Source organism: Butyrivibrio sp. FCS014 (assembly GCF_000526935.1).
GTDB lineage: Bacteria > Bacillota > Clostridia > Lachnospirales > Lachnospiraceae > Butyrivibrio.
On record NZ_JAHA01000008.1, the window covers coordinates 300,464 to 326,351 of the forward strand.

At 41.9% G+C, this 25,888-nt stretch carries 25 protein-coding genes; 9 read left to right on the forward strand and 16 right to left on the reverse strand.

Translation table 11 applies throughout. The annotated features are described in order from the left end of the window. Nucleotides 1-17: 17 nt before the first annotated feature. Together T456_RS0110185 and T456_RS0110190 are read right to left on the reverse strand one after the other, a co-directional pair. Nucleotides 18-491 carry a DUF3021 family protein gene (locus tag T456_RS0110185; protein WP_024866063.1) on the reverse strand — a complete coding sequence of 158 codons (474 nt, stop codon included), beginning with the start codon at nt 489-491 and terminating at the stop codon, nt 18-20. 1 nt (nt 492) lies between these two features. After that, nucleotides 493-933: a LytTR family DNA-binding domain-containing protein gene (locus tag T456_RS0110190; protein WP_024866064.1), complete on the reverse strand. Its 441-nt coding sequence runs from the start codon at nt 931-933 to the stop codon at nt 493-495. A gap of 108 nt (nt 934-1,041) precedes the next feature. On the opposite strand from T456_RS0110190, the gene T456_RS0110195 reads away from it, so the two are divergent. The 4 genes from T456_RS0110195 to T456_RS0110210 all read left to right on the forward strand — a co-directional run bounded on the left by T456_RS0110195 (nt 1,042) and on the right by T456_RS0110210 (nt 6,615). Next, nucleotides 1,042-2,172, forward strand: coding sequence for an SLC13 family permease (locus tag T456_RS0110195; RefSeq protein ID WP_024866065.1), 1,131 nt, complete (start codon nt 1,042-1,044; stop codon nt 2,170-2,172). A gap of 337 nt (nt 2,173-2,509) precedes the next feature. Beyond that, nucleotides 2,510-3,784, forward strand: a complete 1,275-nt coding sequence (locus T456_RS0110200; protein WP_024866066.1) for an MFS transporter — start codon at nt 2,510-2,512, stop codon at nt 3,782-3,784. A gap of 25 nt (nt 3,785-3,809) precedes the next feature. Then, nucleotides 3,810-5,270 carry a ribosomal protection-like ABC-F family protein gene (gene abc-f / locus T456_RS0110205; RefSeq protein ID WP_035801870.1) on the forward strand — a complete coding sequence of 487 codons (1,461 nt, stop codon included), beginning with the start codon at nt 3,810-3,812 and terminating at the stop codon, nt 5,268-5,270. Beyond that, nucleotides 5,263-6,615 carry an MATE family efflux transporter gene (locus T456_RS0110210; protein WP_024866068.1) on the forward strand — a complete coding sequence of 451 codons (1,353 nt, stop codon included), beginning with the start codon at nt 5,263-5,265 and terminating at the stop codon, nt 6,613-6,615. Before abc-f ends, T456_RS0110210 begins: the two co-directional genes overlap by 8 nt. Before the next feature lie 55 nt (nt 6,616-6,670). Here T456_RS0110210 and deoD read toward each other — a convergent pair whose 3' ends face one another. From deoD to rpmH, 14 genes are all read right to left on the reverse strand, one after another. Continuing rightward, nucleotides 6,671-7,378 carry a purine-nucleoside phosphorylase gene (gene deoD / locus T456_RS0110215; RefSeq protein WP_035801786.1) on the reverse strand — a complete coding sequence of 236 codons (708 nt, stop codon included), beginning with the start codon at nt 7,376-7,378 and terminating at the stop codon, nt 6,671-6,673. A 16-nt stretch (nt 7,379-7,394) separates the two neighbouring features. After that, the gene (locus tag T456_RS0110220) at nt 7,395-8,282 is read right to left on the reverse strand and encodes a DUF3881 family protein (protein ID WP_024866070.1); all 888 of its coding nucleotides are present in this window, start codon (nt 8,280-8,282) and stop codon (nt 7,395-7,397) included. Between the two features lie 27 nt (nt 8,283-8,309). Further along, nucleotides 8,310-9,599, reverse strand: a complete 1,290-nt coding sequence (gene serS, locus T456_RS0110225) for a serine--tRNA ligase (protein WP_024866071.1) — start codon at nt 9,597-9,599, stop codon at nt 8,310-8,312. A 52-nt stretch (nt 9,600-9,651) separates the two neighbouring features. Then, nucleotides 9,652-10,173: a DUF4446 family protein gene (locus T456_RS0110230; protein ID WP_024866072.1), complete on the reverse strand. Its 522-nt coding sequence runs from the start codon at nt 10,171-10,173 to the stop codon at nt 9,652-9,654. 21 nt (nt 10,174-10,194) lie between these two features. Beyond that, nucleotides 10,195-11,082 (reverse strand): ParB/RepB/Spo0J family partition protein, encoded by an 888-nt coding sequence (locus tag T456_RS0110235; RefSeq protein ID WP_024866073.1) that lies wholly within the window; start codon nt 11,080-11,082, stop codon nt 10,195-10,197. A gap of 17 nt (nt 11,083-11,099) precedes the next feature. Beyond that, complete coding sequence (locus T456_RS0110240) at nt 11,100-11,876, reverse strand: ParA family protein (RefSeq protein WP_024866074.1); 777 nt, start codon at nt 11,874-11,876, stop codon at nt 11,100-11,102. 291 nt (nt 11,877-12,167) lie between these two features. After that, on the reverse strand, nt 12,168-12,908 hold the full coding sequence (rsmG, locus tag T456_RS0110245) for a 16S rRNA (guanine(527)-N(7))-methyltransferase RsmG (protein ID WP_024866075.1): 741 nt from the start codon (nt 12,906-12,908) through the stop codon (nt 12,168-12,170). Continuing rightward, nucleotides 12,898-14,829 carry a tRNA uridine-5-carboxymethylaminomethyl(34) synthesis enzyme MnmG gene (gene mnmG, locus T456_RS0110250; protein ID WP_024866076.1) on the reverse strand — a complete coding sequence of 644 codons (1,932 nt, stop codon included), beginning with the start codon at nt 14,827-14,829 and terminating at the stop codon, nt 12,898-12,900. The genes rsmG and mnmG overlap by 11 nt, the downstream gene beginning before the upstream one ends. A gap of 3 nt (nt 14,830-14,832) precedes the next feature. Beyond that, nucleotides 14,833-16,266, reverse strand: a complete 1,434-nt coding sequence (gene mnmE / locus T456_RS0110255; protein WP_024866077.1) for a tRNA uridine-5-carboxymethylaminomethyl(34) synthesis GTPase MnmE — start codon at nt 16,264-16,266, stop codon at nt 14,833-14,835. A 56-nt stretch (nt 16,267-16,322) separates the two neighbouring features. Beyond that, complete coding sequence (gene jag / locus T456_RS0110260; protein WP_024866078.1) at nt 16,323-17,114, reverse strand: RNA-binding cell elongation regulator Jag/EloR; 792 nt, start codon at nt 17,112-17,114, stop codon at nt 16,323-16,325. A 31-nt stretch (nt 17,115-17,145) separates the two neighbouring features. Beyond that, complete coding sequence (locus tag T456_RS0110265) at nt 17,146-18,453, reverse strand: YidC/Oxa1 family membrane protein insertase (RefSeq protein ID WP_024866079.1); 1,308 nt, start codon at nt 18,451-18,453, stop codon at nt 17,146-17,148. A 17-nt stretch (nt 18,454-18,470) separates the two neighbouring features. Continuing rightward, the gene (yidD, locus tag T456_RS0110270) at nt 18,471-18,680 is read right to left on the reverse strand and encodes a membrane protein insertion efficiency factor YidD (RefSeq protein ID WP_024866080.1); all 210 of its coding nucleotides are present in this window, start codon (nt 18,678-18,680) and stop codon (nt 18,471-18,473) included. 1 nt (nt 18,681) lies between these two features. Continuing rightward, nucleotides 18,682-19,029, reverse strand: coding sequence for a ribonuclease P protein component (gene rnpA, locus T456_RS0110275; protein WP_024866081.1), 348 nt, complete (start codon nt 19,027-19,029; stop codon nt 18,682-18,684). 61 nt (nt 19,030-19,090) lie between these two features. Then, a complete protein-coding gene (rpmH, locus tag T456_RS0110280) occupies nt 19,091-19,225 on the reverse strand; it encodes a 50S ribosomal protein L34 (protein WP_013282343.1) in 135 nt (44 codons plus the stop codon). 515 nt (nt 19,226-19,740) lie between these two features. Here rpmH and dnaA point away from each other — a divergent pair. The 5 genes from dnaA (at nt 19,741) to gyrB (ending at nt 25,841) form a co-directional block, all read left to right on the forward strand. Continuing rightward, nucleotides 19,741-21,153 (forward strand): chromosomal replication initiator protein DnaA, encoded by a 1,413-nt coding sequence (gene dnaA, locus T456_RS0110285; RefSeq protein ID WP_242835918.1) that lies wholly within the window; start codon nt 19,741-19,743, stop codon nt 21,151-21,153. Between the two features lie 291 nt (nt 21,154-21,444). Next, complete coding sequence (gene dnaN / locus T456_RS0110290) at nt 21,445-22,554, forward strand: DNA polymerase III subunit beta (RefSeq protein WP_024866083.1); 1,110 nt, start codon at nt 21,445-21,447, stop codon at nt 22,552-22,554. Between the two features lie 11 nt (nt 22,555-22,565). Beyond that, entirely contained in the window at nt 22,566-22,781 is a 216-nt protein-coding gene (locus tag T456_RS0110295; RefSeq protein WP_024866084.1) for an RNA-binding S4 domain-containing protein, read from the forward strand. After that, on the forward strand, nt 22,778-23,893 hold the full coding sequence (gene recF / locus T456_RS0110300; protein ID WP_024866085.1) for a DNA replication/repair protein RecF: 1,116 nt from the start codon (nt 22,778-22,780) through the stop codon (nt 23,891-23,893). The genes T456_RS0110295 and recF overlap by 4 nt, the downstream gene beginning before the upstream one ends. A 10-nt stretch (nt 23,894-23,903) precedes the next feature. Then, nucleotides 23,904-25,841 (forward strand): DNA topoisomerase (ATP-hydrolyzing) subunit B, encoded by a 1,938-nt coding sequence (gene gyrB, locus T456_RS0110305; RefSeq protein WP_024866086.1) that lies wholly within the window; start codon nt 23,904-23,906, stop codon nt 25,839-25,841. The last annotated feature ends 47 nt before the right edge of the window (nt 25,842-25,888 follow it).

The window sequence follows — 25,888 nt, forward strand, 5'->3', positions numbered from 1 at the left end:
TTATATTACCGTAAGATTCACTTTTTGTGCTCGGACTGAAAGATCCGAAGGTCTTCGTTGAGCTTTTTGTCGTCAATATATCGCTTTGATTTGTATATGAAGAAAACGCAGACATAGCATAACAGGATGTATGCTGCAAAAATCACCGTTGCTAAAAGGCTTCTGTCAAACCACTTAAATACGTAGGACAAAACGCTGTAGATCACAGTGCACAGCGCCATTCCCAAAATCTCTTTTCCCCCCAGGGTATCTGCTTCATCGAAGTTCCAAAGAAGATATACCTGAATGTATCCAATTACGTAGCAGGCAAGGATCATCTCCAGCATGTGAAGCATCTCCGCCACAAAAGAGCCGCCGATAAGCCTCACCACGCAGTAGAAGAACAGTATTGCAAAGAAATATAGACAGGCCTTGAATTCTATTCCGATTTCCTTTGTGAGATAGAGTTCCCACAGCGTAACCCGCGATTTATCTTTGTTTTTATCACTCATCTCATCTGTCTCCTTTCAGAAGTCTTCTGAAATCCACGGCGTATCTTCTTGAAATCATGATGTGCTCGCCGCCTTCCATGGTGGCGTCGATCCTGTTGGAGGAGAGGCTCTTTAGTGCCCGCACTTTTCCTACATTTATGATCATGGATTTGCTGCATCTGAAAAACGTCTCATCCCTCACTTCATTCATGAATGAAACCAGCGACCCTTCGATCCTGGCAACAACTTCTGTCGTATAGGCAAAGAGCTTGTCGTCCACGGTCTCCAGATACAGGATGTCCTTAAGGTCGATGGAAACGCTCCCCGAATCCGTTCTTCCCCAGAGCTTGCCGTCGTCCCCCTCAAGGATTCCGATTATTCTGTTCACCGCAGGGTTCGGGTCTTTGTACCTGATGACAATGCTCTCTTCCCCTTCAGTTATCTTCTCTATGTCAATCTTCATGTCTAATCCTTCCCTATAACTAACATAGCACAATGTAATCCTTGCAAAAAGGCCTATTTTTGTGGTATTATTTCGTCGTTTTGAGATTAAAGTTTAAGGAAAAAATTCATGGGAAAGCTTTTTAAAAATATACGCAAAATCGATACTGTGCTGGGCATAGCCTGGATACTTGCCATAATCTCAGCATTCTTCGTTCATCCGGGCAAAGAATACCTTGGCTACATAGACTTCAGGTCCTTAGGTATCCTCTGGGGCCTGATGGTAATAATCCAGGGCTTTAAGGAGAATTCGGTATTTGACAAAATCGCGGGATTTCTTTTATCAAAGGTAACAAAGAGCTGGCAACTCTCCGCCGTTCTCATCTTCATGTGCTTTCTTGGAAGCATGCTGATTACCAACGACGTAGCGCTAATCACCTTCGTTCCCTTCGCCCTGATGATACTTCACGACTGCGACCGGGAAGATATGATGATTCCCACGGTGGTCCTTCAGACCGTTGCCGCAAACCTGGGCAGTATGCTCACTCCCATCGGCAATCCCCAGAACCTGTACCTCTACGGCTTAACCGGCATGAGCCTTGGCCGCTTTATTCTGATAATGCTGCCCTACTCATTTCTCTCCGCCCTTTTACTTGCTCTCTCCCTTCTTATTATCCCTGGCAGGGAAAAGAGCCTTCAAAGAAGCAAGGATTCGGCAGTTGTAAGTAACTTCGGAAGCATTACCCAGATCATCATTTACGCGGTTCTTTTTGCCATAGCTCTTTTGGCTGTAGTAAGGATCCTGCCCTGGTATGTATTTGCCATAATTGTTCTGGTTGTTGTTGGCGGAATGGATTTAAAGATTTTACTCAGAGCCGATTATATCCTGCTCCTTACCTTCATCGGATTTTTTATCTTCACCGGAAACATGGGAAGGATCGATGTCATAAGCTCATTTCTAGAGAATGTGCTGGTTGGCCGCGAGTTCCCCATAGCCGTTGCCTTAAGCCAGATGATCAGTAATGTTCCCGCAACTTTGATGCTCTCAGGGTTTACTTCAAATTATGAATCCCTGCTTATCGGAGTTAACGTGGGAGGCCTTGGTACCCTCATTGCCTCCATGGCATCGCTGATTTCTTATAAAGCCTACAGCAAGGAGTACAGGGAAAAGAGCGGAAAGTATCTTCTTGTATTTACCGTAACCAATATAATCTTTCTTATAATCCTTGTTCTTGCATATGTAATTCACACACATTTTTAATATGATACAAAGAAGTTTCTGATAATATGTTGACGAAGACTGATAAAAGTGTTACAAATGTAAGTGGTTAGTTTCCAAGCACAATTCGGAGGTAGAGAGGGATGCTACGCAGGTGATATTGATTCATTAAGTAATAGCAGTAATTGACCCGCAAGGGTGTTATTTGCGTTGCGTGAATCGTATCATTCTATAGCAGATCTTTTCTGATTCCGGAGAGGTGCTTTTTTTGTGCCATATTGTATAATTCCAGGTATCGGGATAATTAGATTTTGTGTTAGATAAGATCCGTTTGCGCAGTGCAGACGGATTTTTTTATTGACCAACTTAGGAGGACATCATGGATAATACAACTTCAAATCAATTAGAAATCAGAAATCCCCTTTGGACAAGGGACTTTACCATAATTACCGTAGGCAGCGTTGTCTCCATGCTGGGAAACAGTATGGCCGGATTTGCACTGAGTCTTATGGTCCTTGATTACACAGGCTCCACAATGCTCTATGCGATCTACCTTATGACATACACAGTTCCGCAGCTTATTGTACCGATAATTTCAGGCGCCATTCTGGACAGGTTCTCAAGAAAAAAGATGATCTACACCCTGGACTTTACCATGGGTGGTCTCTACCTGCTCCTTGGAATACTCTTATCCCGCGGATGGTTCAATTTTCCGCTGTTTGCACTGTTTAGCTTAATAGTCGGATCTGTCGGCAGCATCTACATGGTAGCTTACGACAGCTTCTATCCGCTGTTGATCACTGAGGGGAACTATTCAAAAGCTTACTCCATAGCCAGCGTCCTTGAGACTTTTGCGATTTTCATGGTCCCGGTGGCAACCTTTTTCTATAAACTCTTCGGAATGGGCCCGCTTCTTATGGTCAACTCTGTTTGCTTTTTGGTTGCAGCAACTCTGGAGACTCAGATAAGAGCAAAAGAAAACTACATCGAAAAGCAAAAGAAAAGTATCGAAGGTGAGGATCTTTCAAAAGTCGGCCGTGTTCTTGTTGATATAAAGGAAGGATTTAGATATCTCTTTTCCGAGAAAGGACTTATGGCCATCGCCGTCTACTTCCTGTTCAGCTCAATGGCTGGAGGCGCGGCAAATGTAATCTGCCTTCCCTACTTTAAAGGTAATTTTGAAAACGGCGAGTACCTTTTCATGCTGATCTTTGGCATGAGCTTCGTTGGAAGAGCCCTGGGGGGAGCTTTCCATTACAGGAAAAAACTTGGAGCAAACCGAAAATTTACCATTGCCCTTTGCGTCTATATCATGATCGGGGTATTTGAGGGACTATATCTCTACACTCCCATTCCTATGGCAATGCTGCTTAGCTTCTTTGTGGGAGTCGGGGGAGTTACCAGTTACACCATAAGGATTTCATCCACCCAGAGCTACGTTCCTGATGAGAACAAGGGAAGATTCAACGGCGCATTTCAGGTGCTGTCAACTTCCGGATCACTGATCGCAGAGCTTTTGGCAGGTGTTCTTACGCTGGTGCTGGATCAAAGAGCAGTTCTTCTGATATTCGAGCTGTCCACCGTGGTAGCAGCCCTCCTTATCATCGGCGGAAACAGAGAGCACGTTAAAAAGATCTACAACAGAAATATGTAATCCAATCCTTCGAAAGGAGGTACTCATGTCCAAAAAAATACTGATTGAAGCAGAAAATATAGAAGTAACATACGGAGAGCAGACTGTTCTTGACTTTGAGAGGTTCTATCTCTACGAGGGCGAGAAGGTCGGGCTTGTGGGAATAAACGGAGCCGGAAAGACTACTCTTTTGAAGGTTCTTGCAGGAACAATTGAACCCACAAAGGGTAAGGTTTCCCAGTACTGCACACCTTTCTATTTTGAGCAGTTCGGAGACGGGCTAAGTTATGACGATGCTGATTATTCCGAGGCAGGTAAGCTTGGAGTCTCTGATCAGCTCTGGCAGGAGAATGTCAGTGGCGGTGAGAATACCAGGATAAGACTATCACAGCTCTTTTCCAGTCAAAGGGCTGTTGCCTTTCTCGATGAGCCCACATCGAATCTCGATAGTGCAGGGGTTGAGCTTTTGAGAAAAAGACTTTGTGAAATCGAGACGCTGGTCCTTATCAGCCACGATCGTGCCCTTTTGAATGCTGTCTGTGACAGGATCGTGGAAGTATCCTTTGGAGAGCTGAATTTCTTTGACGGCAACTACGATGACTATCTTGAGCAGAAAGCTCTTTTGAAAAAGAGCCAGTACGCGGAGTATGAGAATTACCAGGCCGAGAAAAAAAGACTCCAGGGTGTATATCTTCAGAAAAAAGCCAAGGCAAAAAGCGTTGTGAAAAAGCCAAAAAATCTGACATCCAGCGAAGCTAAAGCCATTGCCCTTTGTGGAAACAGAAAGCCCGAGGATAAGGCCCGGAGCCTGGAAAAGAGCGCAGAGAACGTGCTTAAGAGAATTGAGCACATGGAGGTCAAAGAAAAGCCCAAGGAAGAGCCCGTTGCCCGCCCGGATTTCAGGCTCACCAATCCTCCAAGGAACCCGATAGTCATAAGAGGAGAACATCTTTCCTTTGGATACGGAGATAAGCTGATTTTTGATGATGCGGATTTTATAATTAAAAATGGAGCCAAGGTAGCTCTTGTGGGAAATAACGGCGCAGGTAAGACAACCCTGATTGAACTTATCGACAGACGCGAGGGAGTCTATGTGGTTCCCGGAGCAAAGATTGGCTACGCAAGGCAGAACATGAGCCAGATCGACATGGACAAGACTGTCCTTGAAAATGTCAGGAATGTAAGTATCCAGAAGGAAAGCATAGCCCGTATCATTCTTGCGAGACTTCTTTTAACAGAAAGAGATATTCAGAAGAAAGCGTCGGAACTCTCGGGCGGTGAGAGGATGAAGCTGTCCTTTGCAATGCTGTTTGTGTCGGACGTGAATTTCCTGATTCTGGACGAGCCTACCAACTACCTGGATATTCCATCAATCGAAGCACTGGAGAGACTTCTTATGGAGTACGAAGGGACTCTTGTTTTCGTATCCCACGACAGGACTTTTGTGGATCACGTTGCAACAGAAAAACTTTTGATTCAAGACGGAAAGATAATAAAAAGTGAATAATAAAAAATCTCTATACAGAAAAATATGGGTAGTTGCTCTGCCTATCATATTTCAAAATATAATCGATGCATCGGTTAACAGTGCAGATGTACTGATGCTCAACTACGTAGGTCAGAATGCCATTAGCGCAGTTTCTCTGGCAAACTCCCTTGTGGGAATTTTGTTCATGCTGCTCTACGGAATTGGTACAGGAATTGCTATGCTGGCAGCTCAGTATTATGGCAAAGGCGACCTTGTGACCATTGAAAAGATTGAAGGAATCGGCCTTAAGTTCTCGCTGTCGGTTGCAGCACTTGGTGCATTTTTGTGCGTAACGATTCCGGATAAGCTGATGTTTATCTATACTTCCGACCCGGTGCTTATAGATCTGGGCGCAAAGTACCTTCGCTTCATCGCACCCGGCCTTTTGTTCTGGGCCATAAGCGCAGTGTATATGGCAATTCTGCGCTGTATCGGAAGAGTCGGAACAAGTACAGTGATCGAGACCACAGCACTTATTGTTAATGTCTGTCTGAATGCTCTTTTTATCTTTGGACTTTTCGGAGTTCCAAAGCTTGGAGTTATCGGCGTAGCCGTCGCTACAACGCTAAGCAGACTGATCCAGCTCATATTCTGCATCGTGATTTCTTTTGCAGGCGCCGAAGTAAAACTCTCAATAAAGCCCATGTTTGAACGGCACAGGCTTTTAGAGAAGGATTTCTTTTCCATGGCTCTGCCGGCGATAGGTAATGACCTGTCCTGGTCACTGGCTTTTTCCATGTACTCCGTGATAATCGGTCACCTGGGAAATGACATGGTAGCCGCCTATTCCATTACAAATGTCGTGCGAAACCTCGGTACGGTCTTCTGCTTCGGAATGGCATCAGCTACAGGCATCATCGTAGGTCAGATCCTTGGAAGCGGTCAAAGAGATGAAGGAATAAAGGCAGCTCACACGCTCTTTCGTCTGACTATACTTGCAGGAGTACTTGGCGGAATCATCGTTGCCCTCGTCATGCCCTTTGCACTTACCCACGCTTCTCTCACTCCCAAGGCGCTGGATTATCTTAAATTCATGCTGCTCATCAGCACCTACTACATCATGGGAACTGCAGTAAACACCTGCCTTATTGCCGGTATCTTCAGAGCAGGAGGAGACAGCAAATTCGGTTTTATCTGCGACACCATAGATATGTGGTGCTACGCTGTACCTCTGGGACTTTTGTCAGCCTTCGTGTTCAAGTTTCCAGTAAAAGTAGTGTTCTTCTTACTTTGTACGGATGAGTTTGTTAAATGGCCCTGGGTATTAAAGCACTTTTACAGTCATAAATGGGCCAGGAATATCACCAGAGAAGAGATGGATTAAACAAACCCAAAAAGAAAGGAAGCTGAACTGATCAGCTTCCTCTACATTTTCATTATTAAAGTTGAATTGCAGTCTTAAGTGCAATCTCCATCATGTCAGTAAATCCTGTCTCACGCTCTTTTGCTGTGAGCTCCTCACTCTTGAAGAGATGATCTGAGCAGGTAAGTATTGTAAGAGCATTCTTGCCGGCCTCTGCTGCGTTCATGTAAAGAGCGGGTGTCTCCATCTCTACTGCAAGAGCGCCGTAGTTTCTGTAGAGCTCACTCTCATTGCACTTCTTGTAGAAAGCATCTGAAGAAAGAACATCACCAACGTGATAAGTTACGCCCTTCTCCTTGGCAATTGCTACTGCCTTCTCAAGGATGTTATAGCTTGCTGTAGGAGCGAAGGTTCCGGGAAGTCCGTACTGGAATCCGTAGTTGGAATCTGTGTGAGCGCCCTGGGCAAAGATGATGTCCATTACGTTTACCTTGTCCTGAAGGCCGCCTGCGCTGCCTACTCTGATGATATTGTCAACGTCATAGAAATTGAAGAGCTCATAGGTATAGATACCGATTGAAGGGATTCCCATTCCGTGTCCCATTACAGACACCTCTTTTCCCTCGTACTTACCGGTAAAGCCCAACATTCCTCTGACTTCGTTTACACATTTGATATCTGTAAGAAAGTTCTCTGCGATGAATTTAGCCCTTAAAGGATCACCGGGCATGAGAACGGTTTTTGCGAAATCGCCTTTTTCTGCACTGTTGTGGGGTGTTGCCATGATCATTTCCTCCTTTTTATTTTGCTTCGGGATAATTGATATGTCCCTGCATCCATATATTTCCCTTGAATCTGCGGCCTACGGCAGGTTCTCCCATAAGGTCCTCCCTGTTGATGCAGACATCAAATTCAAGGTCATTGCAATTGATCCTCATGATGTAGACAAACTCGCCGGTGAACTTATTCTCCACAAGTCTTGTGCTCACCACCTCACCAAGAACCGAGTAGTGGTCGCACTCAACTCCGTAGGGCATAAAGTAGGTATCAACGAGACTGAAAACATCCTGCTTTCTTATCTTCTTGGACAGGGTTGTGTAAAGGTCCATGTCCTCCAGAGTCAGGGACTCGATGGCTGTCTCGTCCCCGCGTCTGGCGCTGTTTATAAGCTTATTTCTGTAATTGTTCTTTCTTTTCGCTGCCTCTTTTTCCTCTTCTGTCTTGTGGATCGGCATAAGGATCTGACCGCCTACCGAAAGGGCTGAGAGGCTTAAAGTTGTTCCCTTTATGGGAAACTTGTCCTCATTCTCGTACTTGATGTACGGGATCATGTTCTGAAGGTAAAAGATAAGGGTGACCCCGATCCTGGGTTCGTTGCAAACACCCGCGTAGGAATAGTTGGCAGCATGGCGCTCCACATTCAGGTCCTCTTCGGTACTGACGGCGGAGGGCACAAGATAAGGATAGTAATATTCGTAGATGAACTTATCCTCATCATCAAATTCTCCGCAGACTGCGATACCTATATCTTCGGCGTAATCTCTGTCAAACTCCGACAGAATCACATTGTCGTTGTTGGTGATGTAGGACCGCCTCTGGGCCTGCTGAATTGTACTTGTTATGAGATTTGTTAATTCTTTTCTTTCCTTGATGTTGGAAAATCCCACAGCCCTGAGATATTTATGCAACGGGTTCTTACCTCTTTTCCGGATAAATTACTTCTTGTTTGGAACAAGCAGCTCTTTTCCACCCATGTAAGGTCTGAGAACTTCAGGGATCTTAACGGTTCCGTCAGCCTGAAGGTTGTTCTCAAGGAATGCGATGAGCATTCTGGGAGGAGCAACTACTGTATTGTTAAGGGTATGAGCAAGATAGTTACCGTCCTTGCCCTTGATTCTGATCTTAAGTCTTCTTGCCTGAGCATCTCCAAGGTTGGAGCAGCTTCCTACCTCGAAGTACTTCTTCTGTCTGGGTGACCATGCCTCAACGTCGCAGCTCTTGCACTTAAGATCTGCCAGATCTCCTGAGCAGCACTCCAGAGTTCTTACAGGAATGTCCAGAGTTCTGAAGAGATCTACCGTGTTCTGCCAAAGCTTGTCATACCAGGTCTTGGAATCCTCGGGCTTACAGATAACAACCATCTCCTGCTTCTCAAACTGATGGATTCTGTAAACGCCTCTCTCCTCAATGCCGTGAGCACCTTTCTCTTTTCTGAAGCAAGGTGAATAGCTGGTAAGAGCCATGGGCATCTGCTCTTCGGGAACGATCTGGTCGATGAACTTACCGATCATTGAATGCTCACTGGTTCCGATAAGGTACAGATCCTCGCCCTCGATTTTGTACATCATGGCCTCCATCTCAGGGAAGCTCATAACACCGGCAACAACATTGCCGTGGATCATGAAAGGAGGAACGCAATAGGTGAATCCCCTGTCGATCATGAAATCTCTTGCATAGGAGATAACTGCTGAATGGAGTCTTGCAATGTCGCCCATGAGGTAATAGAAACCGTTACCTGCTACTCTTCTTGCTGCATCAAGGTCGATACCGCTAAAGCTCTCCATGATATCTGTGTGATAAGGAATCTCGAAATCGGGAACCACGGGATCTCCGTACTTCTGGATCTCTACGTTCTCTGAATCATCTTTTCCGATGGGAACTGAATCGTCGATGATCTGAGGAATGATCATCATCTTATTTGTAACCTGCTCGTCCAGCTCCTTCTGCTTAGCTTCAAGCTCCTCAAGCTCCTTGGCTTCCTTGGCTACTTCATCCTTGAGAGCCATGGCCTCTTCCTTTTTACCCTGAGCCATAAGACCGCCAATTTCCTTGGAAATCTTATTTCTGTGAGCTCTGATCTCATCAGCCTTCTGCTGATTGCTTCTTCTCTCGGTATCTAAGGCGATGACCTCGTCTACCAGAGGGAGCTTCTCATCCTGAAATTTCTTCTTGATGTTCTCCCTGACTACATCAGGATTTTCTCTTAGGAACTTAATGTCGATCATGTTGATCTCCTCCGCTATAAATATATTTTATACAATTATATTTTATTAAATATTACCTGTTTCCACTGTCCAGCGCCTGATCCAGCGCTCTCTTTTCATCTCTGCTCAGTTCCACATCCGCAACACCGGCATTGATGGCTTTTGAATAGGAATAGTTCATTCCGTCTGAATTATGAACTGAGTTTAAAAGGAATCCGTTGTCATTCTCATCCAGCATGCACAGAGCAAAACTAAGTTTTCCTCCGTCATGACTGAAGGCATCGTACTTCTCAAGTCCGATCTTCTGGAAGGTTCTGCCAAGTCTTCTGTTGATATCAATGATGTCCTTCCGGTTCTTGTCATTCTCAGCACGGATCATCCTGTTATCATGGAAAAGACCTACGATTTCTTCCTCCAGTGATTCGGCTTCCTTACCGTTCATGAACTTATTGTATTTCCTGGTAAGTTTTTCCAATTTCTTGGACTGAAGAATGTTTAATACAAAAAGAACTATCACCAGAACCAGCATTACTATAAAAAGAATTGCGGGATCCAGATTTCCCAATCCGATGGCATTAAATATATTGCTGTTCATATTGTCCCCCCAACCTTATGATTATTCTCTGCAAAGTCTGTCGGTGATCTTCTCAAGATCATCGGAACTGTAGAACTCTATCTCGATCTTTCCTGTTCCATCTCCCTTTGAGATGATCTCGACCTTTGTTCCGATTGCCTGTTTGCATTTCTCTGAAAGCTGACCGTATACAGCATCAAGACTCTGACTGGTATTTGTCTTGGTCTTCTTGGGCTTGGTCTTTCCAAGATTCTTGACCATCTTCTCAGCTGCTCTAACGCTGAGTTCTTCATCGAATACTTTCTGGGCAAGTTCAAACTGCTGCTCGGGGTCCTCTACAGGGATAAGTGCCCTTGCATGACCGGTGGAAAGCTGACCCTGAACTACCATTTCCCGAACCTTGTCACAGAGTTTGAGAAGTCTTAAGGAGTTGGTAACATATACGCGGCTCTTTGAAATGTTCTTTGCAATAGCATCCTGAGTATAACCGAAATCATCGATGAGCTTCTGGAAAGCCAGGGCTGCTTCGATGGGATTTACATCTTCTCTCTGAACGTTATCGATGATGGAATAAACTGCGATCTGCTCTTCGGTGAGATCCTTGATGATAACAGGAACCTCTTTTAACCCAACCTTCTGAGCGGCTCTCCATCTTCTCTCACCGCCGACGATCATGTAGTGATCGCCCTTATCTACTACAATAAGAGGATTGATGATACCGATCTGTTTGATACTGTCAATCATATCCTCCATGCTGTCTTCATCAAATGTTTTTCTTGGCTGATTCCTGTTAGGCTCAACCTTTGTAATGTTTACATTAACAACCTGTCCCTCAACGTGGTTCTCCACTACAGGTTTTGATTTAGCAACTGTTTTCTTGGCAGGGATCATTGCATCAAGACCCTTGCCCAGTCCCCTCTTTGCTGCCATTATATTTCCTCCGTATATTAGTTAAATTTCCTGTCGATTATTTCCTGAGCCAGTAATCTGTATGCTTCTGCTCCGGCAGACTTGGGTTCATACAGAGTGATAGGCAGTCCGTAACTTGGTGCCTCGGCAAGACGAATATTTCTCGGGATGATTGTCTTGTAGACATGCTCCTCGATATTCTCTTTTACATTTTCTACTACCTGAAGAGAAAGGTTTGTTCTTGAATCAAACATGGTGAACACTACACCTTCCATCTCAAGTTCGGGATTCAATCTGTCTTTTACCAGGTTAACTGTATGGATCAACTGGCTTAATCCTTCCAGTGCATAGTACTCACACTGAATAGGAACAAGAACCGTACTTGCACTTGTCATGGAATTGACTGTCAGCATACTCAGTGAAGGCGGGCAGTCAATAACTATGAAGTCATATTTGTCCTTTACTTCATTAAGTGCTCTCTGAAGAATGAACTCCTTCTCTTCCACATCCATGAGCTCTACTTCCACAGCTGCCAGATCTACATTGGCAGGAAGTATATCAAGACCCGGAAGATCTTCAAGAACATCTTTGATTATTGCTTCATCGATCGAACACTCATCAATCATCAGCTGATAAACCGTGTTCTCAATCTGGGATCTGTCCAGACCAAAACCACTTGTTGTATTTCCCTGGGGATCGGTATCCACTACCAGAACTTTCTTCTTTTTTTCTGCCAGAGCGGCAGCAAGATTGATGGTAGTAGTCGTCTTACCTACTCCACCCTTTTGATTTGCAATCGCTATTATTCTACCCATCATTCCTCCAACTCTAAAACGCTATTATGATTTTATCACAAAATATAGTCGGCGATTATATTATTTTATTAATCGCCGAGGATAATATTACATATCAGACTATATATTGTGGTAATAATTGTATTTTTAATTTCTACAATTTGTTAACTATATTTTGATGTTTCACGTGGAACTCACAATATATTGAGTTTATATGTTTCACGTGAAACAATTTTTTGTATTTTAAATTGTATCTGAATCTAATGTTTCACGTGAAACATTTTGTACATAAAACATTCAATACCACTATATCTATTTCAGAGGTTGCCTTGAAGGAACTCCGGCCTTGCGGGGATACTTCTTAGAAGTCGGTTCAACCTTCTTAACTATACATATTGTTCTTGATATATCCGAACCGGGTAAAACAAATTCATTTGCAGCTTCAAGTTTACCCCCAAGAAGATGAATGGCTCCCTTTGCCTCAGAAAGTTCACCTTCTGCCTTCTCGCTTTTATATGCAAGAAAAGATCCGCCCACCTTTACATAGGGAAGACAATATTCTGATAAGGTAGCCATATTGGCAACTGCTCTTGAGACTGCAACATCGAAAGTCTCTCTTAAAGAACCTTCCTTCTTTTGGCAGAAATCTTCAGCTCTTCCATGAAGTGTTTTTATGGAACCTGTATCATTAAGATGAAGTTCATCTATAACAGCATTAAGAAAATTAAGTCTCTTATTCAATGAGTCCAATAATGTGATATTAAGTTGAGGGAAAACAATCTTAAGAGGAATACCCGGAAAGCCTGCCCCGGTTCCTATATCTATAAGCGATAGTTCTTTTCCCTTAAAATCAAAATATCCGGCACTGCTGATACTGTCAGTAAAGTGAAGTCTGCAAACATCATCAAAATCCGTGATGCCTGTAAGATTCATAACCTTATTCCATTCCACCAGCATGGAATAGTAAGTATCAAACTGCTTAAGCTGATCATCGGTAAGCGCTATACCATACTCAGTAAAATCTTTGATCATATTATTGTACTTAGTTCTCATCACTCTGTCCTCGACGTAATGAATCAAGATAGATTATTAGCACAGAAATATCAGCGGGATTAACTCCACCTATTCGTGATGCCTGTCCTATATTTACCGGTCTGAACTTTTCAAGTTTCTGTCTTGCCTCAAGGCGCAGACTTGATACATCATCGTAATCAATATCAGCAGGTATCAGTTTAGACTCAAGTTTCTTGAACTGTTCAACCTGTCTTTGCTGCCTGTCTATATATCCTTCGTATCTTATTGTTATCTCTACCTGTTCGGTAACATCAAAAGGAAGCTCCTCTCTGTCCGGATCAATCTCTTTTATATTCTCATAATTGAATTCCGGTCTGCAGATAAGTTCGGCAAGAGATGTAGCTGTTTTTAAAGGTGAGCTTCCATTCTTTTCCATGAAGGATTGGATCCTGGCATTGGCACCAACAACTGTCTTCTTAAGTCTATCCACTTCCATTTGTATCTGTTCTTCTTTTAAAAGTAACTTCTTATATTTCTCCTCACTGATAAGACCTACTTCGTACCCTTTTTTTCGAAGTCTTATATCCGCATTATCCTGGCGAAGAAGTAATCTGTACTCAGCACGGGAGGTCATCATTCTATAGGGTTCAAAATTCTCTTTAGTAACAAGGTCATCTACAAGAACTCCGATATACCCTTCGGACCTGTCAATGTAAATATAATCTTTACCAAGGATTTGCATTGAAGCATTGATACCTGCATAAAGACCCTGGGCAGCTGCTTCTTCATAACCACTGCTACCATTGAACTGACCGGCACTGAAAAGACCGCGGATATCTTTGATCTCCAAAGTAGGATGAAGCTGACCCGGGCAAAGGCAATCGTATTCAATAGCATATGCATTCTTAACTATCTTACAATTTTCAAGACCGGGAACTGTTCTGTACATGGCAAGCTGAACATCCTCAGGAAGTGAAGAGGACATTCCGTCAATGTACATCTCATTGGTATAAGTACCTTCAGGTTCAACAAAGACCTGATGTCTTTCATGATCAGGAAACTTAACTACCTTATCTTCAATTGAAGGACAATACCTTGGTCCCACACCTTCTATGATACCTGCATATATAGGTGATCTATCTATGTTTTGTCGTATTATTTCATGTGTTTTTTCGTTTGTATATGTGAGCCAGCATGAAACCTGTGGCTTCTGAACATCCTTTGGATCTGTATCAAATGAGAAAGGAATAACAGGCGTATCACCAAACTGCTCGGACATTTTGGAATAATCGATCGATCTTCCATCCATTCGGGCAGGGGTTCCTGTCTTAAATCTTCTAAGTTCGATACCGGCTTTAATAAGTGATTCTGATAAATAGTTAGAAGGTAAAAGACCATTCGGCCCACTGTAGGTAATTGCCTCACCTGTAAGACAACGGCTCTTTAAATATGTTCCGGTACAAAGAATTACCGCCTTGGCTTCATAGATGATTCCTGAAAAAATCTTAACGCCAATGATCCTTCTCTTATAGCCTTCTCTTCTTAAGGTCTCATCTTCAATATCTTCAAAAAGGATCTCGGAAACTTCTGCCTGCTTGATGGTAAGATTATCCTGCTCTTCCAAAACTCTTCTCATTGCTTTGGAATATTCCATCTTATCAGCCTGGCATCTTAAGGAATGAACCGCAGGTCCTTTGGAGGTATTGAGCATCTTGGACTGAAGAAAAGTCTTATCGATTACTTTTCCCATCTCTCCGCCTAGAGCATCAATCTCTCTTACAAGATGTCCCTTCGAAGATCCGCCGATGTGAGGATTGCAGGGCATAAAAGCAATGTTGTCAGCACTCATTGTAAAGACAACAGTTGAAAGCCCAAGCCTTGAACAGGCAAGAGCAGCTTCACATCCGGCATGACCGGCACCTATAACTATTACATCCGATTTTTCTCTTATATCTAACATTTCTTATTTTCCCATACAGAACTTGGAGAATATTTCTTCCACCAGATCATCTCCAACTTCTTCACCAATGATCTCACCCAGTAAAGTATATGCATTTGTAAGATCAACCATATAAAAATCTTCCGATACTCCGTCTTCAATTCCACGAAGCACAAGCTCAAGACTTTGTATCGATCCTTCAAGTAATGTCTTATGTCTTAGATTTGTAATATAGATTTCCTGCCTCGGTGCAATATCACCGTTAAAGAAAATATCCGCTATGGATTTCTTTAATTCATCAATGCCTTCTCCATTGAGAAGAGAAGCAGTAATGACAGGAATATTATCGTCTTCCCTTTCCGAAAAAAGCATAGGAAGAATATCTTTTGTTATTTTAATACTTCCTGTAAGATCGTTCTTATTAAGTATAACTATAGTCTTCTTATTTGAGCAAAGACCGGCTATAGCCTTATCTTCATCATCTATGTCAGAGGTGGAATCAAGAATGTAAAGACAAAGATCGGCTTCTTCAATCTTGTCCTTGGCCTTGTCCACACCTATCTTTTCTATAACATTATCTGTATCTCTGATACCGGCTGTGTCCACAAGGTTAAGAACTATGTCATCAATTCTAATGGTCTCTTCGATAACATCTCTTGTGGTTCCGGCAATATCAGTAACGATTGCCCTTTCACTTCCGTATAGTGCATTAAGAAGTGAGGACTTTCCTGCATTGGGCTTTCCTATAATAACAGTTTTAATGCCTTCTTTTCTTATCTTTCCTTCATCAGCTGTGGAAACAAGTTTCCTAAGTTTAAAAGAAACGGTATTTATCACTCCGCTCAGCTTTTCAGGAAATCCTGTAAGATCATAGTTCTCAGGATCATCAAGTGCGGATTCGATAAAGGCCATATTATACAAAAGTTCTTTTCTTATCGCTTTTACTTCTTTGGAAATACTTCCCTGAAGCTGGCTTCTGGAACTCTCAAGAGCAAACTTATTCTGTGCTCCGATGATATCCATTACAGCTTCGGCTTTGGTAAGGTCAATCCTTCCGTTCAAAAAAGCTCTCTTGGTAAACTCACCGGGCTCGGCAAGCCTGCAGCCTTTTTTTATCAGAAGAGAAAGGATCTCATTCATCACCAGCATTCCGCCGTGACTGTTGATCTCTATAACATCTTCTTTGGTATAACTGTGAGGTGCTTTCATATAAGAGATCATCACTTCATCAATGATCTTTCTGTTATCTCCATCTTCATCACAAATATATCCGAACCTTATAGTATTCGGATCATGAGATAAAAGAGTATGTTCCTTCTTCCCGGAGACATAGATTCCGTCACATATCTGGAGTGCTTCTTTTCCGCTTACTCTTATGATACCGATTCCGGCATCAGACATGGCGGTTGCAATGGCACAAATTGTATCATCTTTGAAATTATTAAGAACACTGCCCATGGTCTTTACCTAAACAAAACCCCTCAAGGCTGTGCTCGAGGGGTATCTAGTTGAAATTATTTCTTTAAAGTAACTACTATTCTTCTGAAAGGCTCATCACCTTCACTGTGAGTTGTAACGTATTTGTCATTCTGAAGTGCTGAGTGGATGATCCTTCTCTCATAAGGGTTCATAGGCTCAAGAGCAACAGACTGTCTTGTCTTTCTTACCTTATATGCGATGTTCTTGGCAAGGTTCTCAAGTGTAGCTTTTCTTCTCTCTCTGTAGTTCTCTGTATCAACTTTTACATGAACATAATCAGCAGTGTCTCTGTTAACTACCAGTGAGATGAGGTACTGAAGTGAATCCAGTGTCTGTCCTCTCTTGCCGATGAGAACTCCCATCTCTGCTCCGCTGAGCTCTACGTCCAAAATGTTGTCCTCTGCTCTGAACTTTGAATTAACTTCTACTTCCATGTTCATTGCAGCAAATACTTCTTTCAGGAATGCATTTGCCTTGGCAACAACTTCCTCGGCATTTACAGGAACTGCATTTTCCTTAACTTCCTTAGTCTCTTTTTCTTCTTTGACTTCGGGCTTTTTCTCAGCAGCCTTTTTCTCAGGCTTCTTCTCGGATTTGTTTTCTTTCTTTACTTCAACCTTCTCGGTCTTCTCTTCCTTTTCAACCTTAGGCTCTTCTTCTTTGATCCTTGCTTTGATAACTGCAGGCTTAGCTGCTATACCAAGAAATCCTGAAGATCCGTTTGAAATAACTTCATAATCAAGTCTGTCGCTTGTTACCATAAGAGTTTCACAAGCTTCAGTGATTGCATCATCTACATTCTTTGCAGAAAACTCCTGATATTCCATCGTACTTATGTAACCTCCGGATTATATTCTATTAGTCGTTGTTATTATTCTCGTTGAATTCCTTTACCATGTTAGCCTTGGCAAGAAGTGAATCCTTACGAATCTTGTTGTTCTTATAAACATCCTGGGCGCTCTTTATCTTTGCTTCCTTCTCAGCTTCTGAAACTGAAGAATTCTTGCTTGAAAGATCGTCCTTTCTTGTGGAGAGATTAGCATACATACTCATGTTACGAGTAGTCTTAAGCTTCTCCTGCTTCTCTTTGTACTTAGCTGTATTCTTGGCAATCTCAGCATCTATATCGATCTTGTCAATATGCTTATTGATAACTACCTGCTGAATTGATCTGATAACAGCACCGGCAATCCAGTAGATACCCATACCTGCAGGAAGACTCAAACAGAAGAATGCTGACATGATAGGCATCATGACATTCATTGTCTTCATTGACTGCTGCATCTGAGCTGTAGGATCATCGGGATTGGGCTTGTCGTTATTGCTGGGCTGAGGCATAAGCTTAGTGTTGATCCACTGAGTAAGCGCAGCCAGTATGGGAACAAGAAGTCCACCGATCAGAAGTCCGATGTTCTTCTCAGGGAATCCTGTGGTGATCATGTACATAGGTGTATCACCAATGTTGATTCCAAGGAAATTGTTGTATCCGTTCAAAAGAGTGTGTGTCTTCTCGATAGAATCAGAAAGACTTGGGAACTGGCTTGTGATACTTGCCCAGTCCGCTGATGATGCTCTGTTAAGTACGTCGATAAAAGTATTCTTAATATAAGTAGCATCACCGTTTACAAATGCATCATTGGTAAACTGTCTTGAAAACTGTGTAGCACCCTTAAGGCTCTGAAGAAACTCTGCAGCACCTGCTGTTTCCATAAGGTTCTCCACCAGGGGAGAAAAAGCATCTTTTACGATAGTAACGTAAGCAGGAATTGAATAAATAACACGATAGAGTGCAAACAGGATAGGCATCTGGATCAAAAGCTGAAGACAGCTTCCTGTCTGGGATACTCCATACTTGGCATAGACTTCCTTGGTCTCTTGCTGCATTGCAAGCATTGAGTCGTTGTCTTTTTTACCTTTATACTTAGCCTGAATAGCCTGAAGCTCAGGACTCATCTTAGCCTGAAGCTTGGAAAACTTCTGCTGTTTGTAAGTAAGAGGTAAAAGACATAGATAAATAACAATAGTAAAGATGATGATTGCAAGACCGATGTTGGGAATTCCAATGCTGTTGAGCACATTGAAGATTCCGTTCATAAGATGTCCCAAAAGCCATGCCACGGGACCTACGATCTTACCACCATACTGTGTGAGCAGTACTCCCTTCAAAATTAACCTCCTCGAAATTATGGAACCGGATCATACCCGCCGCTGGAGAAAGGATTGCATCTTAAAATTCTCCAGATTGCCAAAAGTCCCCCTTTTAAGGCTCCATATTTTTCTATTGCTTCCAGTCCGTACTGAGAACATGTAGGTATATACGGACATTTTGTTCTCTTTAATGGAGAAATGTACTTCCTATAAAGTTTGATCAGAAAGATAAGTATCTCTTTCATATTAATTACCGCCATTTTGCATTATGCGGGCCTTCCTCGCCAGAAACAAAAGAGATTCTTCTATATCAAAATATGATGCATCTCTTGCACAGGCTCTGGCTACGACTACTATGTCCAAACCACTATTGAACATATTTTCATGTAGCCGGTAAGCTTCTCGAACAAGTCTTGCAAATCTGTGCCTTACAACACTGTTCCCTATTTTTTTGCTGCATGATATTCCGACTCTGTTAATAGAACTGCCATTTTCCCACACATAGACAACGATCGTCTTATTAGCATAACTTTTGCCGTTCTCATAGACATTTCGGAATTCATTATTCTTTTTTAAAGACTGTGAAAAAATCATTCTGTCTTCCTTTAGCTTAGGGCGTTGAAAAAAGGCCACAAAAGAATTGCGGCCTTTAAAATCATGCTGATAATCTCTTTCTTCCCTTAGCTCTTCTGGCAGCAAGAACTTTTCTGCCACCCTTTGTAGCCATTCTTGCTCTGAAGCCGTGAACTCTGGCTCTCTGAAGCTTATGAGGCTGGAATGTCATCTTCATATCGGAAACACCTCCTTCTTTAATCGAAAATAATTACCTTAAAGGTACAATTAATATCCAGTGTGGAAAAAATCTTTATAATTATAATAAATAAAAATATGTCAGTCAAGCCCCAAAATAAGCCACTCTCGGATTCTCTCAGATACAAAATTTTTTTCACATTTTTTTCGACAACATATTGTGGATAAAAAAATTATCCACACCAAAATGTTGAAATTGTGGATAACTTGTTCATAAAAAAATATTTTAAAAAGATATCCACATTTTTTTAAATTTTTGTGGAAAAATCGGTTTATAAGTTTTTTATAATTTCTTGAAAACTGCATGTTTAAGCCATTTATAACAGTTGAAAGGGTAAGGTGGATAATACATGACTTATCCACAATAATTAATTTTTTCCATTTTAACGTCTGTTTCAAAAAAAGTTATCCACAATATGACCTGAGTTTGATATTTAAAGTCTTTTAATATAAAATAGTAGAAGTCTAATTTTACGTATGTTGGGGAGTTTTTTAATGCTATCATCTGCAGAAATCACCGAAAAATTAAAACAGAATTGGGAGAGCATCAAGGAAAAGGTCAGAACTGATGCTACTATTACAAATGTAGCTTACAGAACCTGGGTAGATCCTCTTGTTTTCCACGAATATAAGGACAACACGGTTATTGTTGTTATCTCTGATGACAATGCTGTGTCTCTTGATTATGTTCCCAATCACTATCTTGTTTTCTTCAAGGTTGCCATATCCGAACTTTTAGATGATATGGAGATTGATGTTTCTTTTATTTTAAACAAAGACATTATTAATAATGAAGAAACTCAAAACGATTCCGATAATTATGACGGCAACAGTCAGTATTCATCTGACCTGGATCATGATTCCAGTAATCTTAACAGCAAATACAGATTTGATACTTTCGTTGTAGGCAGCAACAATAAGTTTGCTCATTCCGCAGCTCTTGCTGTTGCTGAATCTCCTGGAACAGCTTACAACCCTCTTTTCCTTTACGGAGGTCCCGGACTTGGTAAGACTCACCTTATGCACTCCATCGGACATTTCATTATAGAGAATAACCGAAGTGCTAAGGTTTTGTATGTTACTTCCGAGCAGTTCACCAACGAGGTTATTGAATCCATCAGAAGCGGCAAGACCGAGAGAATGGCCAAGCTCAGGGATAAGTACAGAACCGTTGATGTTCTTATGGTCGATGACGTTCAGTTTATAATAGGAAAAGATGCAACTCAGGAACAGTTTTTCCACACCTTCAATGATCTTCATCAGGCCGGAAAACAGATAATCATTTCATCAGATAAGCCTCCGAAAGAAATGGAGACACTTGAAGAAAGATTCAGATCAAGATTCGAGATGGGACTTATTGCCGATATCCAGTCTCCCGATTATGAGACCAGAATGGCTATCCTCAAGAAGTATTCGGATAACAATGCCAATACTATCAAGAAGATAGACAATGAAGTTCTTGATTATATTGCCACCAATATCAAATCCAACATCAGAGAACTTGAGGGTGCTCTGACCAAGATCATCGCTTACTCCAAGCTTTACAATGTGGATATCACACTGGAAAATGCTAAGGAAGCTTTGAAAGATATTATATATCCGGACAACACGAAGGTTATAACACCTCAGCTTATCATTGATACTGTATGTGAACACTACAATGTTAAAAAGGAAGACATTGTTTCCAAGAAGCGTCTTACAGAGATCGTTACACCAAGACAGATCATCATGTACCTTTGCAGGGAATACACAGAAGTTTCTCTGGAAGAAATCGGAAGACTTCTCGGTAAAAAAGATCACACTACAGTTATGAACGGTATCGACAGGATCAAAGAAAAGAAAGCAATAGACAGCGAGCTTAGCAAGAATCTGGATATAATCTCCAAGAAGATCAATCCTTCACTTTAAGTTATACACAATTGTGGATAAAATTCTTGATAACTTTGTTGATTAAAAGAGGATAGATTGTTTATTAGGGTGGATAAGTTTTTTCCACCCTAATTTCATTATATTTGCCTTGTTTATAACTTTTTATTTTTCAACATACTATTTTTTGTTTTCAACAATCAAAAGTTTGTAAAAAAGCCTTAGAAATTGTATAATAGAATAGGTTTTACACATATCAACAATCATTATTAATATTTTAATTATTAATTTATATTTATTTTATATTTAGCAACCGAAGGGAGTATTGTTCAGATGAAATTCGTATGCTCAAAAGCAAATCTGATGGGTGGATTACAGATTGTACAAAAAGCTGTTCCTTCCAAAACAACAATGTCTATTCTTGAGTGTATCCTTGTTGATGCTACTGAAGGTGTTATCAAGTTTAATGCCAACGATATGGAACTTGGTATCCAGACTGTTGTTGACGGAAATATTATAGAGAGAGGTCTTATTGCAATCGAATCCAAGATCTTCGGTGATATTGTAAGAAAGCTTCCCGACAGTGAAGTTACAGTAGAGACTGACAGCAGCAATAAGGTTACCATCAGCTGCGGTAAGGCTAAATTCAACATCATAGGAAGAAAAGGTGATGACTTTACTTATCTTCCCTCCATCGAGAAGATCGACGGAGTAAGTGTTACTCAGTATACATTAAGAAATGTTATCCAGCAGACTATCTTCTCCATTGCAGAGAATGACAATAACAAGATGATGAGCGGTGAGCTCTTTGAAGTTGACGGCGATAACCTTAAGCTTGTTTCTCTTGACGGACACAGAATCTCCATTAGGAAGGTTAAACTTGGCGCTTCATATCCTTACAAGAAAGTTATTGTTCCCGGCAAGACATTAAACGAGATCAGTAAGATCTTAGGTGACAGCACAGAGAAGATGGTAAACATCTTCTTTACCGATAAGCATGTTCTTTTCGAGTTTGATAAGACAATCGTTGTATCAAGACTTATTGAAGGAGAATATTTCAGTATCGATCAGATGCTCTCAAGTGATTACGAGACCAAGATGAGCATCAACAGAAAGGAGTTCCTGGATTGTATTGACAGAGCCACCATCTATGTTAAAGAGGGTGACAAGAAGCCTGTTATCATTTCCATTACCGATGGAACCATGGAACTTAAGATCAATTCGGCTATAGGAAGCATGGATGAGGAAATTGACATCGAGAAACAGGGAAAAGACCTGATGATAGGCTTTAATCCCAAATTCCTTATCGATGCACTTCGTGTAATAGATGACGAAACAGTAGATATTTACCTTGTTAATCCCAAGGCTCCATGCTTCATAAGGGACAAAGAAGGTGCTTATATTTATCTTGTTCTTCCTGTTAATTTCACAACAGTTGATTAAGGATTTATCAGATGGAAACTATAAAGTTAAGAGAAACAGATGAATTTATAAAACTCGGACAGGCCCTTAAAAAGGCCGGTCTTGAGGGTTCGGGAGTTGAAGCCAAGAACGACATTCTTGCCGGTCTTGTTAAAGTCAACGGAGAAGTAGAAGAAAGAAGAGGCCGTAAGCTTTACGAAGGCGACATCTTTGAGTACGACGGCGTACAGGTAAAAGTAGAGAAATGATAATTAAGTCGTTAGAGCTTGCGGATTTTAGAAATTATGAAAACCTCAGAATAGATTTCAGCAGTGGTACCAATATTCTTTACGGTGACAATGCCCAGGGTAAGACCAATATTCTTGAGGCAATCTTTGTCTCTGCTACCACCAAATCACACAAAGGCAGCAAAGACAAGGAAATCATAAGATTTGGCAAGGAAGAAGCACATATAAGAACGATCCTTGAAAAAGATGGAGCTGAATACAGGGTGGATATGCACCTTCGCAGCAGCAGATCCAAGGGAATTGCAATAGACGGTCAGAAAGTCAAAAAGGCTTCCGACCTTATAGGAAAACTCAACGTAGTATTTTTTTCACCGGAAGATCTTAGTATCATAAAGAACGGTCCCTCAGAAAGGCGCAGGTTCATGGATATGGAACTGTGCCAGCTGGATCAGATATATCTAAACAGTCTTTCTAAGTATAACAAGCTTGTAGTCGAAAGAAATAAGGTTCTTAAGGATCTTTTTGAGCACCCTGAAAACAGCGTTCTTTTGGATGTTCAGGACAAGCAGCTGTGCGAATACGGATCCGTCATAATCAAAGCCAGAGAAAAATTTATCCGGGAGCTTAACGAAATCATCAGTCCCATACATGAGAAACTGACAGGAGGAAAAGAAATACTGTCTGTTTTCTATGAGCCTAATGTGTCTGCAAATGAATTTGAAAAGAAATTATCTTCTGCCAGAAAGAAGGATATGATACTCAAGCAGACCACGATTGGTCCTCATAAGGACGATTTTTCTTTTGTTGTACGCAAAAAATCCGAATCCGAAGGAGACAACAGGGAAATCGACATAAGAAAGTTCGGATCCCAGGGACAGCAAAGAACTGCATCACTGTCTCTTAAACTTGCAGAGATTGAAATTGTAAAAAGAGCCAAGAAGGAAAATCCGGTACTTCTTCTGGATGATGTTCTGTCAGAGCTTGACAGTAACAGACAGAATTATCTTCTTAATACCATAGGAGATATTCAGACTATTATCACCTGTACCGGTCTTGATGAATTTGTAAATAACAGATTTGAAATAGATAAGCTGTTTAAAGTTACTGATGGTACAGTAAGCAGCGAGAACTAAGGAGTGAAGGATGAGCAACGAAGCAGTACAGTATGGTGCCGACCAGATCCAGATTCTTGAAGGTTTGGAGGCAGTAAGAAAAAGGCCCGGAATGTACATAGGTACCACGGCCAGCAGAGGACTTCATCATCTTGTTTACGAGATTGTTGATAACTCGGTTGATGAAGCATTGGCAGGTTTTTGTGATCACATCGAAGTAACCATAAACGAGGATAACACCATCGTTGTAAAGGATAACGGACGTGGAATCCCTGTAGACGTCAATCACAAGTCCGGTCTTACCGGAGTTGAAGTAGTATTTACCATTCTTCACGCAGGCGGAAAGTTCGGCGGTGGAGGATACAAGGTATCCGGCGGACTTCACGGTGTTGGTGCATCTGTTGTTAATGCCCTCTCCGAGTGGCTTGAGGTTCAGGTTACAAGAGGCGGCAAGGTTTATCAGCAAAGATATGAAAGAGGCAAGGTATGCTACTCCCTTAAGGAAGTTGGAGAAGCTCCAAAGGACGTTACGGGAACAAGAGTATACTTCAAGCCTGATGCAGAGATATTTAAAGAGACCACAGTCTTTGACTACAACATTTTGAAGCAGAGACTTCGTGAGATGGCTTTTTTGACCAAGGGACTTAAGATCACTCTTTCAGACATGAGAGTCGAGGAAGGTGAAGAACCGGTAGTTCAGTCCTTCCACTACGAAGGCGGAATCAAGGAGTTTGTTCAGTATCTCAATAAGAGCAAGACTTCTCTCTACGATGAGATCATGTACTTTGAAGGAAGCAAGAACAACGTAGCCGTTGAAGTTTCACTGCAGCATAACGATTCCTACACAGAGAGTATCTATACCTTTGTTAACAATATCAATACCCCTGACGGAGGAACACATCTTGAAGGATTCAAGGCAGCAATCACCAAGACCTTCAATGATTATGCAAGAGCAAACAAAATGCTTAAGGACAACGAAGAGAACCTCACCGGTGAGGATATCAGAGAAGGCCTTACAGCTATCATCAGTGTAAAGATAGAGGATCCTCAGTTTGAGGGACAGACTAAGCAGAAACTCGGTAACTCCGAGGCAAGAGGCGCTGTTGCCAGCATCGTTGGCGAGCAGCTCACCTACTTCCTTGAGCAGAATCCTTCAGTAGCCAAGAAGATTCTTGAGAAGGCCATCATGGCTCAGAGAGCCAGAGATGCCGCAAGAAAAGCCAGGGACATGACAAGGCGTAAGAACGCTCTTGACGGACTTGGACTTCCCGGAAAGCTTGCCGACTGTTCTGATAAGGATCCCAAGAACTGCGAGATATTTATCGTAGAGGGAGATTCTGCGGGCGGTTCCGCTAAGACAGCAAGAAGCCGTGCTACTCAGGCTATCCTTCCCTTAAGAGGTAAAATCCTTAACGTTGAGAAAGCAAGGGTTGACAGGATCTACGGTAATGCCGAGATCAAGGCAATGATCACTGCTTTCGGAACAGGTATCCACGACGATTTCGATATCAGCAAACTTCGCTATGATAAGATCATCATCATGACCGATGCGGACGTGGACGGTGCGCATATCGCTACTCTTATGCTCACCTTCCTCTACAGATTCATGCCTCAGCTTATCAAGGAAGGCCATGTATATCTGGCACAGCCCCCGCTGTACAAGCTCGAGAAGAATAAGAAGGTATGGTATGCCTTCAGTGATGAGGAGCTTAACAAGATCTTAAATGACGTGGGACGTGATCAGAACAACAAGATTCAGCGATACAAAGGTCTTGGTGAGATGGATCCCGAGCAGCTCTGGGAGACAACAATGGATCCCGAGAGCAGAGTTCTTCTCAGGGTTAACATCGATGAAGAATCAGAATCAGATATTGATGTTACCTTTACTACTCTTATGGGCGACAAGGTAGAGCCCAGACGTGAGTTCATCGAGAAGAATGCCAAGTTTGTAAAGAATCTTGATATTTAAGATAAGGGGAATTTTATAAAATGCCTGATAATAAAAACAACAACAAC

Coding starts and splice junctions, on each gene's coding strand:
- T456_RS0110185 (WP_024866063.1), bottom strand. CDS start 491: ATGAGTGATAAAAACAAAGATAAATCGCGGGTTACGCTGTGGGAACTC.
- T456_RS0110190 (WP_024866064.1), bottom strand. CDS start 933: ATGAAGATTGACATAGAGAAGATAACTGAAGGGGAAGAGAGCATTGTC.
- T456_RS0110195 (WP_024866065.1), top strand. CDS start 1,042: ATGGGAAAGCTTTTTAAAAATATACGCAAAATCGATACTGTGCTGGGC.
- T456_RS0110200 (WP_024866066.1), top strand. CDS start 2,510: ATGGATAATACAACTTCAAATCAATTAGAAATCAGAAATCCCCTTTGG.
- abc-f (WP_035801870.1), top strand. CDS start 3,810: ATGTCCAAAAAAATACTGATTGAAGCAGAAAATATAGAAGTAACATAC.
- deoD (WP_035801786.1), bottom strand. CDS start 7,378: ATGGCAACACCCCACAACAGTGCAGAAAAAGGCGATTTCGCAAAAACC.
- serS (WP_024866071.1), bottom strand. CDS start 9,599: ATGATCGACATTAAGTTCCTAAGAGAAAATCCTGATGTAGTCAGGGAG.
- T456_RS0110230 (WP_024866072.1), bottom strand. CDS start 10,173: ATGAACAGCAATATATTTAATGCCATCGGATTGGGAAATCTGGATCCC.
- T456_RS0110235 (WP_024866073.1), bottom strand. CDS start 11,082: ATGGCAGCAAAGAGGGGACTGGGCAAGGGTCTTGATGCAATGATCCCT.
- T456_RS0110240 (WP_024866074.1), bottom strand. CDS start 11,876: ATGGGTAGAATAATAGCGATTGCAAATCAAAAGGGTGGAGTAGGTAAG.
- rsmG (WP_024866075.1), bottom strand. CDS start 12,908: ATGAGAACTAAGTACAATAATATGATCAAAGATTTTACTGAGTATGGT.
- mnmG (WP_024866076.1), bottom strand. CDS start 14,829: ATGTTAGATATAAGAGAAAAATCGGATGTAATAGTTATAGGTGCCGGT.
- mnmE (WP_024866077.1), bottom strand. CDS start 16,266: ATGGGCAGTGTTCTTAATAATTTCAAAGATGATACAATTTGTGCCATT.
- jag (WP_024866078.1), bottom strand. CDS start 17,114: ATGGAATATCAGGAGTTTTCTGCAAAGAATGTAGATGATGCAATCACT.
- yidD (WP_024866080.1), bottom strand. CDS start 18,680: ATGAAAGAGATACTTATCTTTCTGATCAAACTTTATAGGAAGTACATT.
- rnpA (WP_024866081.1), bottom strand. CDS start 19,029: ATGATTTTTTCACAGTCTTTAAAAAAGAATAATGAATTCCGAAATGTC.
- rpmH (WP_013282343.1), bottom strand. CDS start 19,225: ATGAAGATGACATTCCAGCCTCATAAGCTTCAGAGAGCCAGAGTTCAC.
- dnaA (WP_242835918.1), top strand. CDS start 19,741: ATGCTATCATCTGCAGAAATCACCGAAAAATTAAAACAGAATTGGGAG.
- dnaN (WP_024866083.1), top strand. CDS start 21,445: ATGAAATTCGTATGCTCAAAAGCAAATCTGATGGGTGGATTACAGATT.
- T456_RS0110295 (WP_024866084.1), top strand. CDS start 22,566: ATGGAAACTATAAAGTTAAGAGAAACAGATGAATTTATAAAACTCGGA.
- recF (WP_024866085.1), top strand. CDS start 22,778: ATGATAATTAAGTCGTTAGAGCTTGCGGATTTTAGAAATTATGAAAAC.
- gyrB (WP_024866086.1), top strand. CDS start 23,904: ATGAGCAACGAAGCAGTACAGTATGGTGCCGACCAGATCCAGATTCTT.